Raw genomic sequence first — 22,135 nt, 5'->3', positions numbered from 1 at the left:
CGCTCCCATTCCGCATCGAGGTCGATATGCGCCGCTGTCGTAGGTGGTCCGAACCGTCAATCGGAGCCCTGCTCCTCCTGTGCGCCAGTCCCGCGCTCGCCCAGGACACCGACGCGGGGAACCTGGGTGACGAGGAGCCGGAGGTTCACAGCCAGGTGGCCTCCTTCGCCGTCACCCGGCTCCAGGAGTCCCCCGCCGTCGTCACGGCGATGAACGCGGAGGAGATTCGCAACTCCGGCGCCCGCGACCTGATGGACCTGCTGCTGCAGATTCCGGGCTTCTTCTTCGGCGTGGACACCCAGGGCGCGGTCGGCCCCGGCTTCCGCGGCCTTTGGGGCTACGAGGGCAAGGTGCTGCTCGTCGTGGACGGCAAGGAGATGAACGAGCAGCTCTACTCCACGATGCAGTTGGGCAACGAGTTCCCCATCGAGCTCATCGAACGCATCGAGGTGGTGCGCGGCCCCGGCTCCGTCATCTACGGCGGCAACGCGGAGCTCGCCGTCATCAACGTCGTCACGCGCGGCGTCCAGGGCAGCACGGACCTGATGGTGTCCGGCATGTACGGACAGATGGGCAGCGTGAACGGCCGGCGGGGGCTCACCGTCTCCGGCCGCAAGGTCTTCGAGTCCGCGCCGGGCCTGAGCCTCTTCGCGTCCGCCGGACTGTCGCAGGCCCAGCGCAGCAGCGGCGTCTTCCAGGACTTCTTCGGCAACACCGCGCAACTGGGTGGCAACTCGCGGCTGGACCCGACGATGGTGCAGGCGGGCGTGGGCTACAAGGACCTGCAGCTCAGCGTGCTGTACCAGCGCTATGGCACCTCCGCCATCGTCGCCTTCGACGAGGTGTTGGAAGCGCCCGCGCCCACCGACTTCGAGTCCCTCCACGCGGAGCTGAGCGACAGGTTCCGCCCGGACGAGCGGGTGGAAATCATCCCCCGCCTCAACCTCACCTTCTCCAAGCCCTTCAGCGACTCGGACCAGGGTTCGCCCTTCTTCTACGACAAGGAGGTGCTGCGCCTGCGAGGGCGGACGCTGGCGCGCTGGGCGGCGCTGGACTGGCTCCAGCTCACCGGCGGCGTGGAGGTGACGTCCGACCAGGGGTGGGTCAACGGCCCGGTGGGCGTGGGACTCCAGACAGGCTTCGGCCCCGAGGAGGCCGACAGCGTCTCCTACGTGAATCTGGCGGGCTTCGTGGAGGCCTTCTCCGTCAATCCGTTCGTCAACGTGGTGGCTGGCGCGCGCGTGGAGAACCACAGCGCCTTCGGTGAGTCCTTCGTGCCGCGGCTGGTGCTGCTGCGCAGCTTCGGGCCGTTCAGCGGCAAGGCCTTGTTCAGCCGCGCCTTCCGCGCGCCGAGCATCGAGAACATCAGCCTGGGCGCCGACGTCCGGCCCGAGCGCACCACCGTGCTCGAACTGGAGGGCACGCTGCGCATAGGAGAAGGCCACGCGCTGAGCGCCAACGCCTTCGACATGGGCGTGGCGGACCCCATCATCTATTCATATGACGCGGTGACGAACACGGAGGCCTACCGGAACCTCGGACGCCTGGGCAGCCGCGGCGTCGAGCTGGACTACCACGTGCGCGGAAGCTGGGGCCGCGCCGCCCTCAACTATTCGTTCTACACGCCGTCAGGCCGCAATGACGTGGAGGACTACCAGATCCCCGGACAGCCCAACGCCTTCACGGGCATGCCCACTCACAAGGCCGCGCTCACCGGCAGCATCAAGGTGCTGCCCTGGCTCACCGTCAGCCCCACCGCCATCCTGGTGGGCAAGCGCTACGCCGTGGACGTTCCGGATGACGAGGGCAACGCTGCGGTGGAGGAGCTCCCCACGCAGTTGCTGCTCAACTTCTTCGTGCGCGCGCAGGACGTGGGCACGCGCGGGCTGGAGGTTGGCGCGGGCGTCTACAACCTGACCGGCACGAACTTCCGCATCGCCCAGCCCTACAACGGCGGCCACGCGCCCATGCCTGTCTTCTCCCGCGAGTTCATGGTGCGCATCAGCTACCTGCTGGACCCTGTCAGCGACGAATAGCAGCACGTCCAAGCCTGACGTCCACCACGACCCACCTTTCCTTGAGAGCGTGGGCCGTCTGCCTTTGCAGCATCCGGCATGGACAGGTGGTGGGTGGCTTCGGATGGACCGCCGATGGAAGGACGGCTCCGCTCGTCTTCTTCATCGACGACCTTCACTGGCACTGACGCCCACCCCATCCTCGCGGCGGAACGGAGCAAGAGGATGATGCGAGTGGGAACGACGGTGACGACGGTCGATGCGGCGGGCATGCGCGCGCAGAACAGCAGCCTGCTGCTCAACATGATCTGGCGCGAGCGTCAGCTTTCCCGGGCGGAGCTCGCCCGGCGGACGGAGCTCAGTCCGTCGACCGTCTCCGCCATCGTGGCGGACCTGGAGCGCTCCGGCCTGGTGCGCAGCATTGCCCGCCGGGGTGTCCCAGGGCGGCCGTCGCCCCACCCTCATTGGCTTCTGCGATGACGCATTCAGCCTCATCGGCGTGGAGATGCGCGCCACCCACGTGACAGCAGCGCTCACCGACCTCCGAGGACGGGTGCGCGCGTACCGGCCCCCCAACCACGCAGTCCGCGAGGCCCCCAAGGGCACGCTCCAGAAGGTGCGCGAGTTGGTCCAGGAGGTCCTGGACGCCGAACGCGTACCGCGCCGCTCCGTGGCGGGCATGGGCGTCGCCGTGCCCAGCCCCGTCCACCCGTCCGCGCCCGGAAAGCGGTCCCCGCTGCTGGTGCCGGCCTGGCGCGACTACGACATGCAGGAGTCCCTGCGGAGCGCGTTCGGCCTGCCGGTGTTCGTGGATAACGACGCGAACCTGGGCGCGCTGTCGGAGTGCTACTGGGGCGCGGGCATCAACGGCGAGGACCTGGCGTACATCAAGCTGGCCACGGGCATCGGCTCCGGCCACATCATCCACGGCGACGTCTACCGTGGCGCGGGCGGCACCGCGGGCGACATCAGCCACATGGCGGTGGACGCCTCCGGGCCGCAGTGCGTGTATGGCCTGCGCGGCTGCCTCGTCACGCTCATCGGGTCCGCGGCCCTGCTGGAACGGGCGCGGGAGCTCATGGGCCGCAAGAACAAGCGCGCCCTCACGGTGCGCGAGCTGGTGGAAGACGCGCGGGCGGGTGAGCCGGCCGCGCGGCAGGTCATCGACGGGCTCGGACACTACCTGGGCATCGCCGTGTCCGGTCTGCTGAACCTGCTCAACCCCGCCATCGTCGTACTCGGCGGCGAAATCTCGTCGGTGGGAGACCTGCTGCTGGACCCGCTCCGCGCGTCGGTGCGCAAGCGGGCGCTGTCCACCTCCATGGCGGAGACGCGCATCGTCACCTCAGCGCTGGGAGACCGCGCCATCGCCGTGGGCGCGGCCACCCTGGTGCTCCAGGCAGCGCTGCGTGACCGAACCCTCTTCCCCCTCCAATACATCGGCAAACCTGCGTGACGCTCCAGCGCCTCCTCCCCGTGGCCTTACCGCGTCTGTGACCCGGCCGCCAACCGGATGAACCGCCCTGGCACCCCGCGGCCCTCGCCCATCCGCAGCCCAGCACGGACTGGGAGCTGGTGTGGCAGGACGCGTTCGATGGACCGGAGAGGACGCCGCCCTCACCCGAGCGGTGAGTTCACGACGTGGGGGGACACGGCTGGGGGAACGAGCGGCAGGAGTTCAACACCGAAGCGGCTTGTCGCAGGTGCTGTTCTTCAATCCCTGGCGGAACGAAGACCCACTGCTGGCCGCGGTGGCTGCCTTTGCCGGCGGCGGCGGAGTGCAGGCCTGAATTTCAACGTAAAAAGTGCCCTGCCAGAACTGCCACGACAACGATGCCTGGACGGCGCTGTTCTATCCAGACAGCGGCAAGGTGCTCATCTTCAAGGGCAACCACGGCTACGACTCATCATGAGGAGCACCTTCACTTTCCGCCAGGGCTTCGAATTAAAGCCCCGGTGGAAAGATGGACCTTCCTTGCGTCGAGTTGCAGACATCGCGTGACTTCCCCGAGACTCCCGCGCCAGTTGTCCCTCATCACCTCTCAGCGTGGGAACTCATGCGCATGTATCGCCTAGGATTGGCGTGTGTCTCGATGTGCCTTGTCTTGTCGGGCTGTGCCGACAATGGACCGGATGTCACCAACGAACCCAAAGACAATCTACCACCAGCGTCACCCAACGGAATCCCAGGGGAGGACGGAACCTGGACGGGTCAGCCGACTGGCGAAGACCCTGCTCCCGGCGAAATGGATGATGTCGACTCGGGCGACGTCATCATCACCCACACCGAGCGCTTCTACACCTCCGTGGGCGTCGCGGTCCGGAGCAAGGACCTGTCCTCCAATCCTCCCGAACTGCTCTTCCGCACCCGAACCGGTTTCACGCGCTACACCGGCGCGCCCTCGTCGGAGGGCTACCGCTTTCCCAGCGTGCCCCAGGGGGAGTACTACCTGAAGACGGGGAGCGCCTATGTCGTCACCGACGAGCGGCGTGTGGAGATTGGCCGTCATTATCTGGGACGTCAGGACGCCGTCGCGACGTCTCACTACATGACGCCCGCGTACCTGAACCTCACGAACCTCGCCCCCTGGCAGGATCCCGCCGGGTACAGCGGTGGCAGCCGGCTGCAGATTGTCTCCGGGCAGGTCGACCTCTCGGCGGAGGTGTACACCAACGACTACGTCGCCGCGGGCCAGACGCAACTGGACGCGCAGGACGCGCAGGCCTACGGCCTGTCGGGCAACTTCCCCGTCTTCGAGGCGGCGAAGGGGGACCGGCTGTACGTGAATCAACTCACGAACGTCTTCGGAAAACCGCTTCCGAACGGTGAACCCCTGGTCGCCTCGGCCCTCGTCCGCAGCGCGCAACTGCCTGCCTTCAACTTCACCTCGGATGGGGTGACGCCGCTCGTCATCATCGGCGCCATGCAGGACGTCCCCATGACGGACGTTTCCTTTGAGTGGCGTCTGGGCAACTACGCCTCCGTCGCCACCGAAATCCACCCCGCAGCGACGGCGCGCACGCCGTACTTCTCCATCGAGCCCTCGGCCCACGGCCCCCAGGAGGGCTGGGTCGGCTACTCGGGGGAGCTCTTCAGCCTCCAGCTCCCGCCTGGCACCTCACACACGCTCGCGGACCGGTTTCCGTATGGAAACCCCTACCCTTCGTCGTGGCGCCCCGTGGGCACCGCCACCTATCAGTACCGCATCCTGGAGCCCCTGCCGGGCAACACCTCCAGCACGCGAAGTCTGACGGGCTCGCTCAGGACGTCGGACTATGTGGAGAACCTGGTGGCGAGCCCCATCACGCCCGCGCTGACGCCTCCGCGCGCGCTGTCCATCGACGGCATTCCGGCGACGTCCCAGCGCGTGGTGGGCAACACCAGCCCCATCATCACCTGGAAGCCACCCGCGAACGGCGCACCTACCGCCTATCGGGTGAGCCTGACTCGCTACGACAACATCAGCCCGGCGTCCCAGACGACCCTCCTCCTGCCGGGTACGGCCACCGAGGTGCGGCTGCCCGTGGGAACGCTGGCGCCCAACGCCATCTATTCGATGAGGGTCACGGCCCTGGACAGCCCGCATCAGGAGGTGACGCGAGAGCCCTTCACCATCTTCGAGAAGCTGCCCCTCCACACGGCGGACACCATCAGCTCCTTCTTCACCACACCGTGAGCCACGACACCTCCCGTCCCTAGCGGCGCCTCCGCTGCTGGGGACGGGCGGGCTTCGCCTTCGTCTCCGAAGGCAGCGCGTCCAACCACGCCCGCACCGCCTCGGCCTGGAGCGCCCGGCCCGAGGCCGTGAAGCGCTCACGCGCCTTCGCCGCCTCGGTCCGCGCCTCCACACCCTGCCCTTCCTTCCACAGCGCCCGCGCGAGCGCGAAGCCCGACTCCCCCAGCGAGTCCTCCTGCGCGCCCGTGAAGGCCACCGCCTTGCGCAGCGGCGCCAGCGCCTCGCGCGTGCGCCCCAGTCCCAGCAGGGCCTGCCCCACGCCGTCATAGGAGTACTGGAGGTCCTCGTCGTCGGGCCCCAGTTGGGCGCGCTTCACCGCCAGCGCCGCCTCATAGACTTTCAGCGCCTCTTCGTGGCGCCCCAGCGCGAGCAGGCTCATGCCCTCCTCGTCGAGCGCCTCCGCCAGCTTCAGGTGACTGTCGCCCAGCAGTTCGCGGTGCAGCGCCACGGAGGCCGTGGCATGCGCCAAGGCCCGCGTGAACTCCCGCTGCTCGCGCAGCGCCATGGACAGGCCCTGGTGGCGCCGAGCCACGTCCAGGTGCCGAGGCCCCACCGCCGCCTCCGTCTGGCGCAGCGCCTCCTCCATCACCCGCACGGCCTCCGGGAAGGCCCCCACCTCCAGCAGCACCCGCCCCAGTGAGAACATCGCCCGCGCGCGCTTCGGATGGCCCGGCACCAGGGCGTCCGCCAGCACGGTGTTGGCGTCCTCCAGCAACGCCCGGGCGTCTTCCGCCTGACCGCGCATCAACGCGAGGTTGGCCTCGTTCACCAGCAGGTCGCCCCGCAGCACCGCGTCTCCGCCCAGCCGCTGGAGGGTCGCCTTGCCCAGGCGTGCCCATTGAGAGGCGTGCTCGAAGCGCTCGCGCTCCCCTTCCACGTAGAGCAACTTGTTGAGAATGGAGACCTGCAACCGGTCCGCCCGGCCCGACGTGGCGTCATAGACGGCCTGCTCCAGCAGCCCCGCGCCCTTCTCCTTCTCTCCCAGCACGGCCTGGAGCCATCCCTGGTGGAAGCGCAGCTCCGCCGTCAGCGGCGCGTACCGCGTGGCCAGCACCCGCGACTCCATCGCGTTCGCCGCCGCCAGCGCCTGGGGATAGCGGCTGGTGTCCACCAGCGCCTTCACCTCCGACAGCGCGCCCTCCAATGACTCCAGCTCCGCGCGCATGGCCGGGTCGGCGGGCCGGGGCTGCTGGCTCGCCAGGACCTCCACGTCCGCGCAATCCTCGGGCGAAGGCAGTGCGTACGCCGCGTCCAGCGCCTTCTCCACGCCCGCCTTGTCCACCTGGGACAGGGCGCCCACCAGCGCGCGCAAATCCTTGTGCCGCCGCTCCAGACACACCACGCGCTGGGTGAACAGCGCCTCCGGCTGCACCTCGTGCAGGCGCGTGGCCTCGCACGCGTCGGTGCGCTGCCGCGCCCAACTGCTGGCATAGGCATCCAACACCTGCCCCACCCGGCCCGCCATGTCTCCCGCCAGGGGGCTGCCCGTGGCCGCGAAGGCCGAAGTCAATCGCTGCTTCGCCTCGGCCCCCCAGCTGTCCGCCAGCAGCCCCTCCGCGCCCGCGCAGACGCTGGACTGAAACCACAGCCCGCCTCCCACCACGCCCACCAGCGCCACCGCGGCCGCGGCCATGCCTCCCGCCTTGCGGGCCCGTGCGCGCTGCTGCTCTTGCGACAGCGCCTCCAGCAGCGCCCCCATGGAGGCGAAACGCGCCTCCGGCTCCAGCGACAACCCCCGCATCACGGCGCGCCGCACCCAGGCGGGGACGCGGGCGTCGCTCGGCGGGTCGTGGATGGGCGAGGACTCCCGCCCGGCTCGCTCCAGCGGCGCCGTCACCTTCGCGGATGCGGACCGCAGCGCCTTCGCGGCCCGAGAGAGCTCGTCGGGGTCGAAGGGACGCTGGTTGTAGAGCGCCCGGTACAGCGCCGCGCAGAAGCTGAACTGGTCCGAGCGCGCGTCCAGGGACTCGCCGCGGAACTGTTCAGGGGACATGAACGGCGGCGTGCCCAGGACGACGCCCGTTTGGGTGAGCGGGTCATGCAGCGTGCGCGACGTCTCCGAGGCGTCGCGCACGCGCGCCAGCGTGGGCTGCTCGTCCAGAGGCAGGTTGTCCACGGGACGCGCCAGGCCGAAGTCGGTGACATAGACGCGCCCGTCACGCCCCACCAGCACGTTGGCGGGCTTGAAATCGCGGTGCACCAGCCCCGCCGCGTGCGCGGCCTCCAACCCGCGCCCCGCTTGCAGGTACTTCTCCAGCACCTCGCGCCAAGAACGGGGCTTCTCGCGCCGCCAATCCGCCAGCGTGCCACCCGCCACCCACTCCATGGTGAAGAAGACCTGCGTGTCCCAGGTGCCCACCTCGTAGATGGGAATGACATTGGGATGGGAGACACGCGCCATGGCCTGCGCCTCGCGGAGCAGCCGGGCACGTCCGCCCTCCTCGTCTGCGGAGCGGGCCTCCACGCTCAACAACTTGAGCGCCACCTTGCGGTCCAGGTCCGGGTCATAGGCCGCGAACACCGCGCCCATGCCGCCCTGCCCCAGCAGCTTCAACGGGATGAAGCGCCCCACCCGCTGGCCCAGCGGGCTCCGCGAACGCCAATCCCCAAGCGCGTCGCGCGCGGAGGAAGGCTCCGCCGCGTGCGGCGTCCCCCGCACATCCGCTGACACGACCTGCGTGGACAGCTCTGGCGAATCATCAGCACCCGAGCCCCGGTCATCGGTGTTGGCCATGGCGCAAGTGTAGCGGGAAGCGAGCGACTCCCTGCGCCCATGAAGGATTCACACGCAACAACACACACACGCCGCCGATAATGCGAACAGGCGAAGGAAGTCCGGGAGGGTCCGCCGTGACCAGGATTGTCACCACCGTGTTCAACTCAGCGCCTCTGGCCCTGTCCAAGCCCATCCAGCCGGCCGTGTTGAAGGACGCCAGGACGCCCACGGAGACTTCGCTCGCCAGGCCGGTGAGCGGCCCCGCCCTGGCGACGCCTCGTCCGGAGCGGGACACCTTCCAGGACACGAAGCCCGCGGCCAAGGGCGTGCCCCGGCTGTCGGTGCCGGACGCCACGGGGACCAGCGAGCTTCCCTTCCTGCGAGACCTGGCCCCGGAGAATGAAGCGGCGCAGGCGCAGGCCGACAAGGGCTGGGCGCCCACCGCGTCGGTCATCGCGCAGGACTCGGACACGGGCTGCGGCGAGGCGACGCTGGCCTTCCTGAGCCGGGCGAGCCGCAGCGTGACGAAGGGCAGCCAGTGCGAGAAGCAGGAGCGAGAGACGGTCCGAGAGCGCGCGTCGCAGGTCAGCGGCGCCCGGTCCGTCCACGCCCCGGTGGACATCAACCTGGATGATGGCGCCACGCCCACGGAGATGGCGACCGCGCTGGGGGGCCTGGGCATCGAAGTCACGGATGGCTTCGCCGACTTCGACGCGGCGGCGACGAGCAAGGTGATGAAGGCCGGTCAGTTCGGCCTGGCGCTCGTGGACTCCAATGCCATCCTCAACGGCGCGCTCGCGCCCGAGCAGCGGCGCAACGGGCCGGGCCAACTCCACTGGGTCACCATCGACGGCGTCAACAGCAACGGGACGGCCGACACGTCGGACGACTTGTTCCGAGTGAAGGACCCCGTCAATGGTGAGTACTGGGTGTCCGCGCGTGACATGAAGAACGCCATCCAGGCCGGCAAGGAGCACCACGGCAGCGGCGGCATCTTCGCGCTGGAGCACCGCACGGACGTGGGCGGACCGCGGGAACGTGACGCCCTGGCCCACCTCAACCGCGAGCGCACCGCGTCCGTCGCGGACAAGAACGGCGTGGGCAGCAAGCGCCTCAGCCTGGGCGAGTCGAGCTGAGGCGCGCGCCCGGAACCTGTCTCAGTAGGTGTAATAGACAGGCGGCGTGGTGCTGGTGAAGAAGTCGTAATACGTGGCCACGTAGTTGGGGTGGTTGCCCACCTCACCCGGCAGCGGGCCCCCCTTCTTCCCGTAGACGACCAGCGTCGCGCCGCCGTCCGTCTGGTCCAGCGCGCAGGAGCTCACATGGTTCGTCCCATACATGACGACGATGTCATGCGAGCGGACCATGTCGAGCGTCGCCGGATCGATGTGGTTCACCTGACAGCGATTCATCGAGCTGCCACTGGGCGTGGGCTTGTACGAGAAGGCCGTGGCCACGCCGTAGCTGTTGGCCAGGAGCGCGAGGTACGGGGTGTTGTAGGAGCGTCCCAGCGTCACGCTGCCCGCGCCATGGGCGCACGTGCCGGACGCCGCGCGCGTCACGACGATGTCCAGGCTCGGAGGCATGGAGCCAGGCACCGGCACGGAGGAGATGGTGTACGTGCAGCCCTGCGTGGTGCCGCTCACCAGCGCGGCCTCCTGCTGCGCCAGCGCCTCCTGCGCGGGAGCCTCTTCGGGGGCGCCACACGCGGACAGGGACACGGCGGCACAACACCAGACGGCGGAATTGAAGACTCGCATGTCGGGACTCCAGGACGGAGAGGATGGGGACGCATCCCCACCTCTCCAAAAGCTGACAGAGTCCTTGTCCCGCATTCAACTGGAGCAAACTGCAACACAGTTACATTGCAATTTGGCGGCGTTATTCCTTCTCGATGTCCCGGTCCCAGAGCTGGACGCGGGTGTCTTCGTCCGTCAGGCGCCGGGTGAGCTCGGCGGCGATGGCGACGGAGCGGTGCTTGCCACCGGTGCAGCCCAGGGCCACGGTGAGGTACGCCTTCCCCTCCTTCTGGTAGCGAGGGAAGAGGAAGCGGCAGAGGTCCACGACCTTCTCGAGGAACTGCTGCGTCTCCTCACGCTCCAGCACGTAGGCCGCCACCTTCGGCACCTTGCCCGTGAGCCCCTTCAGCTCCGGGACGAAGTACGGATTGGGCAGGAAGCGCACGTCCAGGACGAGGTCCGCCTGAGGCGGCACGCCGTAGCGGTAGCCGAACGACATGATGGACAGGCTGGGGCCCGCGGCGGGCTCCGGGCTGAAGCGCGCCTGCACCATGCGCTTCAGGTCATGCACGTTCAGCGTGGACGAGTCGATGACCTGGTCGGCCAGCTCGCGCAAGTCACGCAGCGCCTGGCGCTCCGCCTTGATGCCCTCCGCGACGGTGCCGTTGGGCGCCAGCGGGTGGCGGCGGCGTGTCTCGCTGAAGCGGCGGATGAGGCTGTCGTCGCTGGCGTCCAGGAAGAGCACTTCCACCTGGTGCCCGGCGCGGCGGACCTCCGCGAGGATGCGGGGCGCGTCCTTGAGGAAGACGCCTTCGCGGACGTCCACCACCAGCGCCATGCGCTCGAAGTGGCCGCCGCCCGCCAGCTCCGTGAGCTTGGGCAAGAGCAACACCGGCAGGTTGTCGATACAGAAGAAGCCCGAATCCTCCAACGCGCGGATGGCGGTGGACTTACCGGACCCGGACATGCCGGTGATGATGACGATTTGTTTCGCGGGGGCGGTCACTCGACCTCTTCTCCCAGGGTGCGGCGCATCGCCCCTTCGGCGATGGCCCGGTTGAGTCGCTCGGCGAACTCTCTCGCCGAGTGGTGGCCCTGTAGCTTTAGCAACTGATTACGCGCGGCGACCTCGATGATGGTCGCCATGTTGCGGCCCGGACGAACAGGCACCACCGACAGGGGGATGTCCACCCCCACAATCTGCAGGTGCCTGTCCTCCACGCCCAGCCGATCATACTCCTGGTGGGGGTCCCACTCCTGGAGCTCGATGACCAGCTCGATTTTCTTCTGTTCGCGGATGGCGGCCACGCCGAACAGGTCCTTGATGTTGATGATGCCCAGGCCGCGAATCTCCATGTGGTGCTTGATGACCGGGTTGCCAGCGCCGTAGACGGCCCCCTTGCGGCGGGTGACGTCCACGATGTCGTCCGCCACCAGGCGGTGGGCCCGCATCACCAGGTCCAGGGCAATCTCGCTCTTTCCGATGCCGCTCTTGCCCAGCAGCAGGATGCCCACGCCGAACACGTCCATCAACACGCCGTGCAGGCTGCTGGACTCGGTGAGGGCCTCTTCCAGGAAGGTCTGCACCCGCATGATGAACTCACTGGAGAGCAGCGGCGTCTTCATCAGCGCCAGCCCCGCGCCTTCACACGCGGAGACGAGGGCCTGGGGAATGTCCAGGTCCTTGGTCACCACCACGCACGCCAGCTCCTCCTCGCCGAAGAGCTGCGCCAGCGACGCGCGCTGCCGCTCTTCTGGCAGCGTGGCCAGGTACGAAATCTCCGTGTTGCCGAACACCTGGACGCGGTGCGGATGCATGTGCTCGGTGAAGCCCGCAAGCGCCAGCCCCGGCTTCTGGATGCGCGAGGACACCACGATGCGCGACAGCCCGCCGCCGCCGGCGACGAGACTGAGCCGCATGTCGTAGTCGCGGTCCTCGAGGAGCTGGGAGATGCGGATGGATTTCATCGTCAGGGCGTGGATATCACCGGTGAGGCCCTTTGAGGGGGACAGCCTTCCTTGGGCCCTCAACGAGAGGGGCCCGGGTAGAAGACCCGGGGCCCGTCCGCCCCACCGGGAGGCCAAATGCGGGTTCCGGCAGGCAACGGAAGGCCACGGAAGCCATTCCGTGGGGCTCCCGCCGCTGGTAAGCCGGAAAACATGTCCGACTGTCTCTTCTGCAAGATTCGCGACGGGCTCATCCCCGCCAAGGTGGTCTACCGCGACGACGTGTGCGTGGCCTTCGAGGACATCAATCCCCAGGCCCCCACCCACGTGCTCTTCATCCCCCGCAAGCACATCCCCACCGTGAACGACATCACGACGGAGGACCGCGAGCTGGTGGGCCACCTCTTCACCGCGGCCGCCAAGGTGGCCCAGGAGCGCGGGCACGCGGACCCGAACGTCGGCTACCGGGTGGTGATGAACACCCATGCGCACGCCGGCCAGACGGTCTTCCACATCCACCTGCACCTGCTGGCCGGGCGCCCGCTGGGCTGGCCGCCGGGCTAGTTCCGCGCGCCCCTGCCCGAGGCCGGTGTTAGCCTTGGGCACTGCGATGCCCTTTTCATCGGAATCGTCTCCCGGGAACCGGCGAGCCTACACACTGCTGTCACTGCTGCTCGCGGGCGTGGCGGGCCTGGTGAATACCACGGGCTTCGTGGCGCTGGGCCTGCACACGTCGCACATGTCCGGAACCATGGCCACGCTGGGAGAGTCCCTGGCCTCGGGCAACGTGGCCCTGGCCTGGCTGGCCGCGCAGCTCCTGCTGGCCTTCGTGGTGGGCGCCGTGTCCGCGTCGGTGCTGCTGGAGCTCTCACAACAGCGCCCCCGGGGCCGCCACTCCGCCGCGCTGCTGCTGGAGGCGCTCACGCTGGGCGGCATCGGCGCCTGGCTGTCGTACCACCCCAGTACACACGAGCCGACGCTCATGTGGGGCCTGGCCTATGCCATGGGGCTCCAGAACGCGCTCGTCACCCGCGTCTCCGGCGCCGTGGTCCGGACCACGCACATCACCGGCATCCTCACCGACATTGGCATCCAGGTGGTGCGGCTGGGCTCCTGGCTGCGCGAGGGAGCGCGGGGCCAGGGCTTGCCGGGCCTGCGACGCCGTCTCTGGGCGCTGCCCACCGCTGTTGAATTCGAGCGGACCCGGCTGCACCTGGGGCTCGGCTCCGCCTTCCTGGGCGGCTGCACGCTGGGGCCGCTGCTCTTCGCCCGGCTCGGCGCGGCCACCCTGGCGATTCCCTGCGGCGTGCTGGTGATGCTGGTCGCGCTCGACCTGAGCGCCGTCGCCGCCTCCGGCCCCCAGGCGATGCCGCGCGCCTGAGTCACTCCGTCCCGGGCTGGGCGGACGCGGGGCCGGGCGGGCCGGAGGACGCCTCCACGTCCTTGACGCTCGCCGAGGGCCTGCCGCGGCGGAGCACGTGCAGCACGCTGCTCTTCTCGTCCGTCCACGTGAAGTCGGGGTCCTCCCGCAGGCCCAGCCGGCGCACGCGCGCGGAGGCCCGGGTGAAGGTGGGTCCCCAGGAGAACTCGCGGTCCGGGCTCAGCACCATCCAGTTGCTGCGCAGCGCGTCCCCTTGCGTCTCGTTGACCACCAGCGCCGCGTGCAGCCCCAGGGCCCGCGCGTGCGCCAGCGTCAACGGCACCAGGTCCAGGTGGACGTTGCTGATGTGCAGCGCCAGCACGCCATGGGGCGCCAGGTGCGCGCGGTAGAGCGCCACCGCCTCCTGGGTGAGCAGGTGCACCGGCACCGCGTCCGAGGAGAAGGTGTCCAGCGCGAGCACGTCGAAGCCCTGCGCGCCGCCCGCCTCCAGCTCCCGCTCCAGGGAGATGCGCGCGTCCCCCTCCACCAGCTCCACCTTCGCCGGCGTGTCTCCCAGGAAGGAGAAGTAGCCGCCCTCGCCCTGCGCCAGCGCGATGACCGCGGGGTCGATTTCGTAGAAGCGCCCGGTGTCCTCCGCCTCGAGCAACGCGGCGCTGGTGCCCACGCCCAGCCCCAGCACGCCCACGCGCAGCCCCGCGGGCAGCCCCACGGCTTCGCGCAGCCGGCGCTGCTCGGCGATGGCCAGTCCCAGGCCCGCCTCCGGCGTGTAATACGTCGTGGGCACGCCCCTGCGCTCGGGCGTCACGTACTGGAGCCCGTGGGTGATGGCGCCGTGCAGCAGAGTGAAGCGGTGGTCCTCCGGCGAGCCCACGCCCTGCTCCATCACCCGCACCACGCCGAAGAAGTTGCGCGAGGCGAAGCGCGCGCGGCCCTGCTCGCGGGCCATGGTGTACGTCAGGTGTCCGGCCACCAGGAGCAGCATGGCGCCGCGCAGGACGCGCTGCATCCGCTGCGTCCGCGTCGCTTCGCCCGCCTGTTTCGCCATGCCCACCAGCGCGATGACGCAGCACGCGCCCAGCGACAGGGGGTACTCCCAGTAGGCGCTGAAGACGGCCGGGGCCAGCACGCTGATGAGCAGCCCGCCCAGCACGCCGCCCGCGGACACCCACAGGTAGAAGGCGCTGAGGTGACGCGGCGGTGGGCGCAGCCGGTACAGCTCGCCGTGACACACCATGCTACCCGCGAAGAGGGCCACTGAGTACGCGGCCAGTTGGAGCGCGAGCGACGACTGCGGCCCCTGCGTCTGCGCGTGCGCCACGCCCGCGCCCGCGGCGATGAGCAGCACCGCGTAGACGGTCCGCGAGTAGAAGGACTCGCGGGAGAAGGCGAGGATGAAGGTCAGCAGGTAGACGGCCAGGGGCAGCACCCAGAGGAAGGGGCCGGCCGCCACGTCCTGGGAGAGCTGGTTCGTCGTCGCCAGCAGCAGCACCGACGCGCAGGTGCTCAGCCCCAGCCACGTCATCGTGGCGCGCACGGTGGGGCGAGCCACCTCGGCGCCGGCCTCCCCGCGGGCGCCCTCCGTCAGCGGCGTGGCTGTCACGGGCGCGGCCGTGGCGGCGGGCGCCGTGTCCGGCTGCTTCATCACGTCCAGCGCGCACACCGCGCAGGCCGCGGCGAAGAAGACGAAGCCCACGCCCCAGCCCCACGCCTGGGCGCCGCGCCCCACCCACGGCTCCACCAGGAAGGGATAGCCGAGCAGCGCCAGCAGCGAGCCCGCGTTGGACAGCGCATACAGCGGATAGGGCGAGCGGCCCGGCCGCGCGCGAGCGAACCACGACTGGAGCAGCGGACCGGTGGTGCTCAGCACGAAGAAAGGCAGGCCGATGGTGACCGCCAGCATCGCCAACAGCCGGGGCACGGCCAGCGCGGTGCCCTCCGGACGCCATTCAGGCCCGGGCGCCACCGGCGAGCCCGCCAGCAACGCGCGAGCGCCCAGCAGCAGCACCGCCACCGCCAGCAGTCCCAGGTGGACGCGGGCTTGCGTGCGAGGCGCCCGCCGCGAGGCGAGTCCGTGCGCGTACGCGTAGCCCCCCAGCAGCACCACCTGGAAGAACAACATGCACGCCGTCCACACGCCGGGCGTTCCGCCGTACCACGGCAGCGAATAGCGCCCCACCAGGGGTTGCACGCCGAACAGGAGGAACGCGCTGGCGAAGATGGCGATGGCGTAGCGGGACATGTTGGCGGTGCAGGCTTTCCCGCCCGGCACGTCCGGTCAACTGTCCGGCGTCCGAGCGGTGAAGAAGGTTCAGCGCGAGGGTGCTCGGGGCGCGAAGAGCCGGGCGCCGGACGGCGCCAGCGCGGTTTCCATGGGCAGCCCGTAGAGCGTTTCCAGGGAGCCACGCTCCAGCACCTCGTCCGCCGGCCCCTGCGCGAGCACCTGGCCGTCCCGGAGGAGCAGCACATGGGTGGCGAAGGCGGCGGCGAGGTTCACGTCATGCAGCACCGCCACCGCGCCCAGCCCCGCGTCCACGCGCGCGCGCACGCGGTCGAGCGAGCCCACTTGATGGGCCACGTCCAGGAAGGCGGTGGGCTCATCCAGCAGCAACAACTCGGGCTGCTGCACCAGTCCTCGCGCCAGCATCAACATCCGGCGCTCGCCTCCAGAGAGAGCCTCCGCGGGCCGCTCGGCCAGGTGCGCGATGCCGAGCTCCGTCATCACCTCCCGCGCGAGCGCCACGTCTTGCTCGGACGGCAGGCCCCAGAGGCCCAGGTGCGGACTGCGGCCCATCAACACCAGCTCCAGGCCGCTGAAGCCCTCCGTGGATTCGATGGTCTGCGGCACCCACGCCACCTTGCGGGCGAGCGCCCGGGGCTCCCAGGCGGCGCGCTCGCGGCCCAGCAGGCGGACCTCTCCGCGCGTCCAGGGCCCCAGGCCCAGCACCGCGCGCAGCAGCGTGCTCTTGCCCGTCCCGTTGGGGCCGAGCACCGCCCACAGCTCACCGGGCCGGACCTCGCACGCCACACCATGCAAGATGGGGCGAGGACCGTAGCCCGCGACCAGCGCCCGGGTGACGAGCAGAGGCTCCACGGGACTAGTACAGCTCCTTCTGCTTCTGCAGCAGGTAGCGCTTCATCGCCCGGACCTTGCGCAGCGTTTCCGGGTTGTCGCCGCTGCCCGCGGCCTCCACCTCGCTCTTCACCTCGGCGTACCGCGTGCACCAGAGGCCGAGCACCACGCACGAGTGCTCCGCGTTGAGCTGGTTGAAGAGCGCGTTCGTCTCGCGCCACTCCCTCTCCAGCACGGTGAGCTGACGGGAGCGCGCGGCGCGAATCTTACGGACCGGCGCCGCGCGCGTCTCGGAAACCTCGGTGCTCTTCTGCTGCGCGTCCAGCGGCGCGAGGAAGGAGTCGTCGAGCGAGCCTCGGCGCTCCGTGGCGCCGGTGGGCGGCGCGACGTCGGGCGCGGGGGTTCCCGGAGCCTGCGCCGCGTTCCCCTCGGGAGGCGGGCCGTTTTCGTTGGCGACCTTGCCCGCCTGCGCTTCGGCGGGAGCGGAGGGACGCAGGGGCTGCGCGGGCGGCGGCCCTTCGGGGCCCTCCGGCATGAACTGGCTCAGCACCTGGGCGCGGAGCGCCGGGGGGCCCAGGAAGAAGGCTCCGACCACGGTCAGGATGACGAACAGCAACACCAGCACGAGCACCAGCGGGCCCTTGCGGCGACGCTCGGGGCGCTCGGGCATCGTCGTGCGGCGGGTGTCCTCCTTCGCGATTCGCTCGGCCGAGCGCGTCTCCGGGCGGACGGGCATCGTCGTGCGCCGCGTCTCCTCGTTGGGCGTGAGGGAGACGCGGACATCATCGTCGCTCTCGTCCTCCTCTTCGTCGGTCACGACGGGGGCCGGCGCGGTGGGACGCACGGCGGAGACGGAACCCGTCCTGCGCGCGGTGCTGGCCGGTGCCATCCCCGGCGAAGATGGCCGGGTCCGCCGAGGCCTGGGCCGGGAGACGCCGGACCGCTCCTCGTCCTCGGAGCCATCCACATCCTTGAAGAGGCCCGCGTCCAGCACCACGCGCGGATGCGTGTCGTCAGGACGGGGGACGCGAGGGTCCGTGTCCGCGTGATGTGCGACGCGGGGCTGGGTGTCGTCGTGGCGCTCGGTTCGCGACGGGCGGTGGATGCGCGGATGCGTGTCGACGTCGGCGATGCTCGGCGCGGATTCCTCGTGCCCCACATCCTCGGTGGAGAGCACGGGCAGCTCCGGCGAGGCGCCTTCATGTGACTGCGCGTCAGTCGAAGAAAGGCCGGCTTCGTCCTCGGACACGCCCGCCTCGGACGCGTGCGCGGCCTCGGCTTCGTCCTCCGGAGAGAGGGCCTGCCCGCCATCGGCGGGTGTGGCGTCCACCACGGGCGCGGAGCGGGAAGCCGTCGCTCCCGATGCAGGTGCGCTGGGGATGGCTCGCGAGGGCGTTGCCCCCTTCGGAGGTGGAGGTGCCCCCAGCGAAGACATGCCCCGCGAGGGCGTCATGTCAGCCTGGGCTGGCGACACCGCGGCCATCCCCGCCGAGGACACCCTGCGCGGTGGCGTCCCGCCCTCCGAGGACGTGTCCACGGAAGGCACCGGCTCCGAAGAGGCCTCGTCCCGCGCATCCAACGCAGCGACTTCCACGGAGGAGATGGCGCGAGTCGCCCCCCCCACCTGCGCGCCCACAGCGGGCATGCCCGCCGACGACGTGGAGCGTGAAGCCGCGACCTCATCCGGCGAGCCCACCGCGGACGTCGCGCGAGACGGCGTCGGGCCCGGCGGAGGCGGCTGGACGGCCTCCATCACCATCGAAGCCGTTCGAGGCATGGGGCCAGAAGAATGCGGCTCACTGAATGCCGCCGCGTCCGGCGGCGCACTCCCAAACGCGCCCTCACGCTCCGAGGCGGAGGACTCGTCTCCGGCAGCTCCCTCCGAGACCTCAACGGCCGGCATCGACTCCAGCGCCGACGTGCGAGGCAACGGCGCGGGAGCAGGCACGTTGACCGCGGGCATCACCACCACGCCGCTGCGCGGCAGCACCGCTCCGGGCGCGCGCGGCTCGGCCCCTGGCGGAGGAGGTCGCGAGTTCACCGAGCCCTGCACCCCACGCGGCGGCACCGCGGGCGTGGGCGCGCCCACCGAGGCAATCACGCTCGGGCTCGCCTCGAACGCCCTGCCCCGAAGCGACTCGGCCTTCGCGGCCGTCGACTCCACCTGAACGGACGCGTCCCCGGGAGAAGACGGCCCACCCAGGCTCGGCATCGCCAGCTCGGTCGGCCGCATGTGCGACGGGAGCAGCGCACGCGCGGCGGCCACCCCCGGCGGCACCGCCTCGGGCGGCATCGCCGTCATCTGGACCTCGCGCGTCAGCGCGGGCGCGCGAGGAATCGGCGCAGACGAAGGACTCACCCCGCCGCCGCGAACGAAGGCCTCGGGCCCCACCTCCACCGAGGGCGCCGTGTCCTGGCGCACGCCCCGCGCCCGAGCCTCTTCCTCCAGCGCCTCGATGGGGAACCCGGGCCGGGTGGACTCGTCCATCGGGACACCCGGGCGCGTCTCACCGTCCGTCACGGGCCCACCGCCCTCGCGGCTGCGGGGCGTGGGGAAGAACGACAGCGGCTCCACCGGGCCATCCAGGCGGATGGTCTTCGCCGGCAGCATCGCGTGCGCCGTCTTCGGCGCCAGCGGATCATCCGGCATCGAGGCCAGCGCACGGACCTCCGCCGTGGACAGGCGCGGCACCTCCTTGAGGCTCGCCAGGAGGCGCCGCTCGGACTGGAAGTCCGCCGAGAACAGCTCGCGCATGAAGCGGCTGACGCTCTCCGGGCCCGCGCTCGCGTCAATCTCCATCAGGCAGGCCTGGAGCCGCCCGCGGAACTCCTCCGCCGTCTGGAAGCGCTGCGACGGGTCCACCGCCAGCGCCTTGGCCACCAGCGCCGTCACCGCGGGCGGCGTGAGCGGCTCCACCTGGTCCAGCGGCGCGATTCGCGGGTTCGCCACCAGGGACATGAGCTCGCCCGGGTGGACCCCGTCGAACGGGTTCTTCCCGCAGATGAGCTCGTAGAGGCAGAGCCCCACCGCGTACAGGTCGCTGCGGCGGTCCACCGGCTGGTGCCGCGCCTGCTCCGGCGACATGTAGAGGAACTTGCCCAGGATGATGCTGGGGTTCGTCTTCGCGGCGGACAGCCGGCTCTTGGCGAGCCCGAAGTCGATGACCTTCACCTCCCCTTCGTAGGAGATGAGGATGTTCTGCGGCGAGATGTCCCGGTGGACGAGCTTCAGGTCCTCCCCGTCGTCGTCCTTCTTGCGGTGCGCATAGGCCAGCGCGTCCAGCACCCGGCCCATGGTGTAGAGGATGAACGTGACCGGCAGCGGCATCTGCCGGTCCCGCACGCGCGCGGCCACCTTGCGCAGGTCCTTGCCGTCCACGTGCTCGAGCGCCATGTAGGCCTCGTCCTCGTGGAGGCCCATGTCCAGCACCTGGGCAATGGAGCCGTGGCTCAGGCGGACCAGGGTGCGGGCCTCGCCCACGAAGCGCTCGACGAAGTCCGTGTCCGCGGCCAGCTGCGGGAGGATTTTCTTGATGACGCAGAGCTTCTCGAACCCCTGCGCCCCCTCCAACCGCGCGAGGTAGATCTCTCCCATGCCCCCCGTCGCCAGTTGGGACAGGAGCGTGTACCGGCCAAAGGGCTGGGGCCGGAAGGGTCTCAACCGGGCGGGTTGGGTTGACGAGTTCATGCGGTGCGGGGGTTCACCACGACGGGGTCCGTATTGAACCCTTTCCCGGTACGTCCCAGCAACCCGTCAACCGGACGCGCCCCCCTCAGCGGAAGCCGGGATTGGTCAACTGGCCTACATCCTCTTCCAGCACCTCGAAGGCCGCTACCTTGTCCTTCGGGGGGCGGATGAGGCGCTCGCCCAGCGGCTGCACGTCGAAGCGTGCCCCCACGGTGGCCAGGACCTTGCCGGTAATGAGCACCTGGCCCGGGCTGGCGGTACCGGCAAGCCACCCCGCAATCCCGACGCCGTCCCCCACCACGGTGTAGTCCGGGCGCACCTCGGTGCCGATCATCCCCACCAGGGCGCGGGTGCTGTGCAGGGCGATTCGCAGCTCGCAGCGCTCGTCCAGGGGCCGGCGCGCCATGGACCGCTCCCACTCGGAGCGCAGCGCCAAGGCGGCCCGGACGGCTCGGATCGAGTCCTCGCCCTTCGCGTAGGGAACGCCGAAGAGGGCGCGCAGGGATTCGCCCCGGAAGCCCTCCACGGTGGCCTCGAAGCTGAAGACGATGCCGCTCATCCGCGCGTGAAAGTCGTTGAGCATCTGCGTGGCGCGCGCGGCGCCGATGCGCATGCACAACACGGAGAAGCCCACGAGCTCCGCGTGCAGGATGGTGAGGTTGCGCTCCTCCAGGCCGGGCAGCTTGCCGCCCTGCTTCTGGGCCTCGGCGGCGCGGCGCTCGGCCACTTCCGGCGGGTGGAAGCGCTCCAGGTCGCGCCGCAGCCTGTCCGCCGCGGGACTGCCCTCGCGCGGGGAGAACTTCTGCACGCCCGTGGCCACCAGATGCGCCACCGCGGTGCAGGTATCCAGCATCGACTCCACGCTGGCGTCGCCCTTGGCCGACAGGTTGACGTAGAGCACCCCCGCGTAGGGCGGCTCGGTGCCGATGGGGATGCACAGCACCCGGTCCACGCCGTAGAGGATGACGCTCTCCCGGCCCGCGAAGCGGCGATCATCGCGCACGTCGCCCACGGCGAGCGCGCGGCCCTGGCGCAGGGCCTCCTCGACGATGGCATCCGAGACGGGCACCTCGCCCTTGGCCAGCCGGCCGCGGTGGCGCACGGCGGCGGGCACCAGGGCGCCCGTGGCGTGCTTGAGCAGCACCACCGCCGTGGTCGCGTCCGTGACCTCCAGCAGCCGGTCCATGGTGGCGTCCAGGAACGACGACAGCGTGTCGGCCGACGAGAGCGCCTCCGCGGTGCGGAACAACAACACCAGCGTCTCCTGCCCCACGCGCGGGCTCGCGGCGGGCAGCGGCGCGGACGCGGAGAAGCTGTCGTCGAAGGAGACCGGGCCCACGTTGTCCAGGAGCCGCAGCACCTCCGCGTCGCGAACGTTCTTCGCCAGCAGGACGGAGGGGCCCACGTCCTGGCCGTGGCCGAAGCGCACGACGCCGCCCGCGCCCAGGTCCACCATCTCCGTGGCCGCGTTCTCCACGGTGTTGGGCTGGCGCACGGTGAGGACGTTCTCGCCCAGCGCCACCGAGTCTCCGGCGACGAGTTGCCGAGAGCCCTGCAAGGGCGTGCCGTTGATGCGGCTGCCGTTGCGACTGCCCAGATCTTCGATTCGCAGCACGTCACCGTCGACGAACAGCCGCGCATGCCGGCGTGAGACGAGATCGCCGCCCAGGACGATATCGTTCTCGTCCGCGCGGCCGAGGCTCGTCACGCCCTCAGGCAGATCGTACGACGTGTCGAAGTAGCCGGGCCCGTTGATGATGATCTGCCACATCGAATGCCCGACATTACACGACTCTCCCGCCTGTTGAGAGAAGGAGACACGGACTCAGTGCGGGTATCCCG

The 22,135-nt window shown here is 70.2% G+C and carries 15 protein-coding genes; 7 read left to right on the top strand and 8 right to left on the bottom strand.

Annotated elements, in window-relative coordinates:
* The first annotated feature begins 26 nt into the window (after positions 1-26).
* The 4 genes from HNV26_RS15925 (at position 27) to HNV26_RS15915 (ending at position 5,692) form a co-directional block, all read left to right on the top strand.
* Complete coding sequence (locus HNV26_RS15925; protein WP_171442469.1) at positions 27-2,036, top strand: TonB-dependent receptor plug domain-containing protein; 2,010 nt, start codon at positions 27-29, stop codon at positions 2,034-2,036.
* 204 nt (positions 2,037-2,240) lie between these two features.
* A complete protein-coding gene (locus tag HNV26_RS38420; protein WP_253816640.1) occupies positions 2,241-2,495 on the top strand; it encodes a winged helix-turn-helix domain-containing protein in 255 nt (84 codons plus the stop codon).
* On the top strand, positions 2,449-3,471 hold the full coding sequence (locus HNV26_RS15920; RefSeq protein WP_366816882.1) for an ROK family protein: 1,023 nt from the start codon (positions 2,449-2,451) through the stop codon (positions 3,469-3,471). Before HNV26_RS38420 ends, HNV26_RS15920 begins: the two co-directional genes overlap by 47 nt.
* 790 nt (positions 3,472-4,261) lie before the next feature.
* Positions 4,262-5,692, top strand: coding sequence for a fibronectin type III domain-containing protein (locus tag HNV26_RS15915; protein WP_171442468.1), 1,431 nt, complete (start codon positions 4,262-4,264; stop codon positions 5,690-5,692).
* Positions 5,693-5,711: 19 nt separating this feature from the next.
* Here the strand turns inward: HNV26_RS15915 and HNV26_RS15910 are convergent, their stop codons facing one another.
* A complete protein-coding gene (locus HNV26_RS15910; protein ID WP_253816638.1) occupies positions 5,712-8,486 on the bottom strand; it encodes a serine/threonine-protein kinase in 2,775 nt (924 codons plus the stop codon).
* Between the two features lie 116 nt (positions 8,487-8,602).
* On the opposite strand from HNV26_RS15910, the gene HNV26_RS15905 reads away from it, so the two are divergent.
* Positions 8,603-9,604, top strand: a complete 1,002-nt coding sequence (locus tag HNV26_RS15905) for a hypothetical protein (RefSeq protein ID WP_171442467.1) — start codon at positions 8,603-8,605, stop codon at positions 9,602-9,604.
* A 21-nt stretch (positions 9,605-9,625) separates the two neighbouring features.
* Here HNV26_RS15905 and HNV26_RS15900 read toward each other — a convergent pair whose 3' ends face one another.
* The 3 genes from HNV26_RS15900 to hprK are packed head-to-tail and all read right to left on the bottom strand — an operon-like array spanning position 9,626 to position 12,175.
* On the bottom strand, positions 9,626-10,303 hold the full coding sequence (locus tag HNV26_RS15900) for a hypothetical protein (protein ID WP_171442466.1): 678 nt from the start codon (positions 10,301-10,303) through the stop codon (positions 9,626-9,628).
* Between the two features lie 46 nt (positions 10,304-10,349).
* Positions 10,350-11,213 (bottom strand): RNase adapter RapZ, encoded by an 864-nt coding sequence (gene rapZ, locus HNV26_RS15895; RefSeq protein ID WP_171442465.1) that lies wholly within the window; start codon positions 11,211-11,213, stop codon positions 10,350-10,352.
* Positions 11,210-12,175 (bottom strand): HPr(Ser) kinase/phosphatase, encoded by a 966-nt coding sequence (gene hprK / locus HNV26_RS15890; RefSeq protein ID WP_171442464.1) that lies wholly within the window; start codon positions 12,173-12,175, stop codon positions 11,210-11,212. The genes rapZ and hprK overlap by 4 nt, the downstream gene beginning before the upstream one ends.
* Before the next feature lie 192 nt (positions 12,176-12,367).
* Here hprK and HNV26_RS15885 point away from each other — a divergent pair, with 192 nt between their 5' ends.
* Positions 12,368-12,718, top strand: coding sequence for a histidine triad nucleotide-binding protein (locus tag HNV26_RS15885; RefSeq protein WP_171442463.1), 351 nt, complete (start codon positions 12,368-12,370; stop codon positions 12,716-12,718).
* Positions 12,719-12,764: 46 nt separating this feature from the next.
* Positions 12,765-13,535 (top strand): YoaK family protein, encoded by a 771-nt coding sequence (locus tag HNV26_RS15880; protein ID WP_216612361.1) that lies wholly within the window; start codon positions 12,765-12,767, stop codon positions 13,533-13,535.
* Position 13,536: 1 nt separating this feature from the next.
* On the opposite strand, the gene HNV26_RS15875 is transcribed toward HNV26_RS15880, so the two are convergent.
* The 4 genes from HNV26_RS15875 to HNV26_RS15860 form a co-directional block, all read right to left on the bottom strand.
* A complete protein-coding gene (locus HNV26_RS15875) occupies positions 13,537-15,774 on the bottom strand; it encodes a fused MFS/spermidine synthase (RefSeq protein WP_171442461.1) in 2,238 nt (745 codons plus the stop codon).
* Between the two features lie 69 nt (positions 15,775-15,843).
* Positions 15,844-16,626 (bottom strand): ABC transporter ATP-binding protein, encoded by a 783-nt coding sequence (locus HNV26_RS15870; RefSeq protein ID WP_171442460.1) that lies wholly within the window; start codon positions 16,624-16,626, stop codon positions 15,844-15,846.
* A gap of 4 nt (positions 16,627-16,630) precedes the next feature.
* Positions 16,631-20,293 (bottom strand): serine/threonine-protein kinase, encoded by a 3,663-nt coding sequence (locus HNV26_RS15865; RefSeq protein WP_171442459.1) that lies wholly within the window; start codon positions 20,291-20,293, stop codon positions 16,631-16,633.
* 85 nt (positions 20,294-20,378) lie between these two features.
* Positions 20,379-22,064, bottom strand: coding sequence for an adenylate/guanylate cyclase domain-containing protein (locus HNV26_RS15860; protein ID WP_171442458.1), 1,686 nt, complete (start codon positions 22,062-22,064; stop codon positions 20,379-20,381).
* Positions 22,065-22,135: the final 71 nt, after the last annotated feature.

Source organism: Myxococcus xanthus, from assembly GCF_013116825.1.
Taxonomy (GTDB): Bacteria; Myxococcota; Myxococcia; order Myxococcales; family Myxococcaceae; genus Myxococcus; species Myxococcus xanthus_B.
This window is presented reverse-complemented; position numbering and strand designations above follow the sequence as displayed.

Excerpts from the sequence above, each read along its gene's own strand:
- HNV26_RS15925 (WP_171442469.1), top strand. The coding sequence starts at position 27 with ATGCGCCGCTGTCGTAGGTGGTCCGAACCGTCAATCGGAGCCCTGCTC.
- HNV26_RS38420 (WP_253816640.1), top strand. The coding sequence starts at position 2,241 with ATGATGCGAGTGGGAACGACGGTGACGACGGTCGATGCGGCGGGCATG.
- HNV26_RS15915 (WP_171442468.1), top strand. The coding sequence starts at position 4,262 with ATGGATGATGTCGACTCGGGCGACGTCATCATCACCCACACCGAGCGC.
- HNV26_RS15910 (WP_253816638.1), bottom strand. The coding sequence starts at position 8,486 with ATGGCCAACACCGATGACCGGGGCTCGGGTGCTGATGATTCGCCAGAG.
- HNV26_RS15900 (WP_171442466.1), bottom strand. The coding sequence starts at position 10,303 with ATGCGGGACAAGGACTCTGTCAGCTTTTGGAGAGGTGGGGATGCGTCC.
- hprK (WP_171442464.1), bottom strand. The coding sequence starts at position 12,175 with ATGAAATCCATCCGCATCTCCCAGCTCCTCGAGGACCGCGACTACGAC.
- HNV26_RS15885 (WP_171442463.1), top strand. The coding sequence starts at position 12,368 with ATGTCCGACTGTCTCTTCTGCAAGATTCGCGACGGGCTCATCCCCGCC.
- HNV26_RS15880 (WP_216612361.1), top strand. The coding sequence starts at position 12,765 with ATGCCCTTTTCATCGGAATCGTCTCCCGGGAACCGGCGAGCCTACACA.
- HNV26_RS15875 (WP_171442461.1), bottom strand. The coding sequence starts at position 15,774 with ATGTCCCGCTACGCCATCGCCATCTTCGCCAGCGCGTTCCTCCTGTTC.
- HNV26_RS15865 (WP_171442459.1), bottom strand. The coding sequence starts at position 20,293 with ATGAACTCGTCAACCCAACCCGCCCGGTTGAGACCCTTCCGGCCCCAG.
- HNV26_RS15860 (WP_171442458.1), bottom strand. The coding sequence starts at position 22,064 with ATGTGGCAGATCATCATCAACGGGCCCGGCTACTTCGACACGTCGTAC.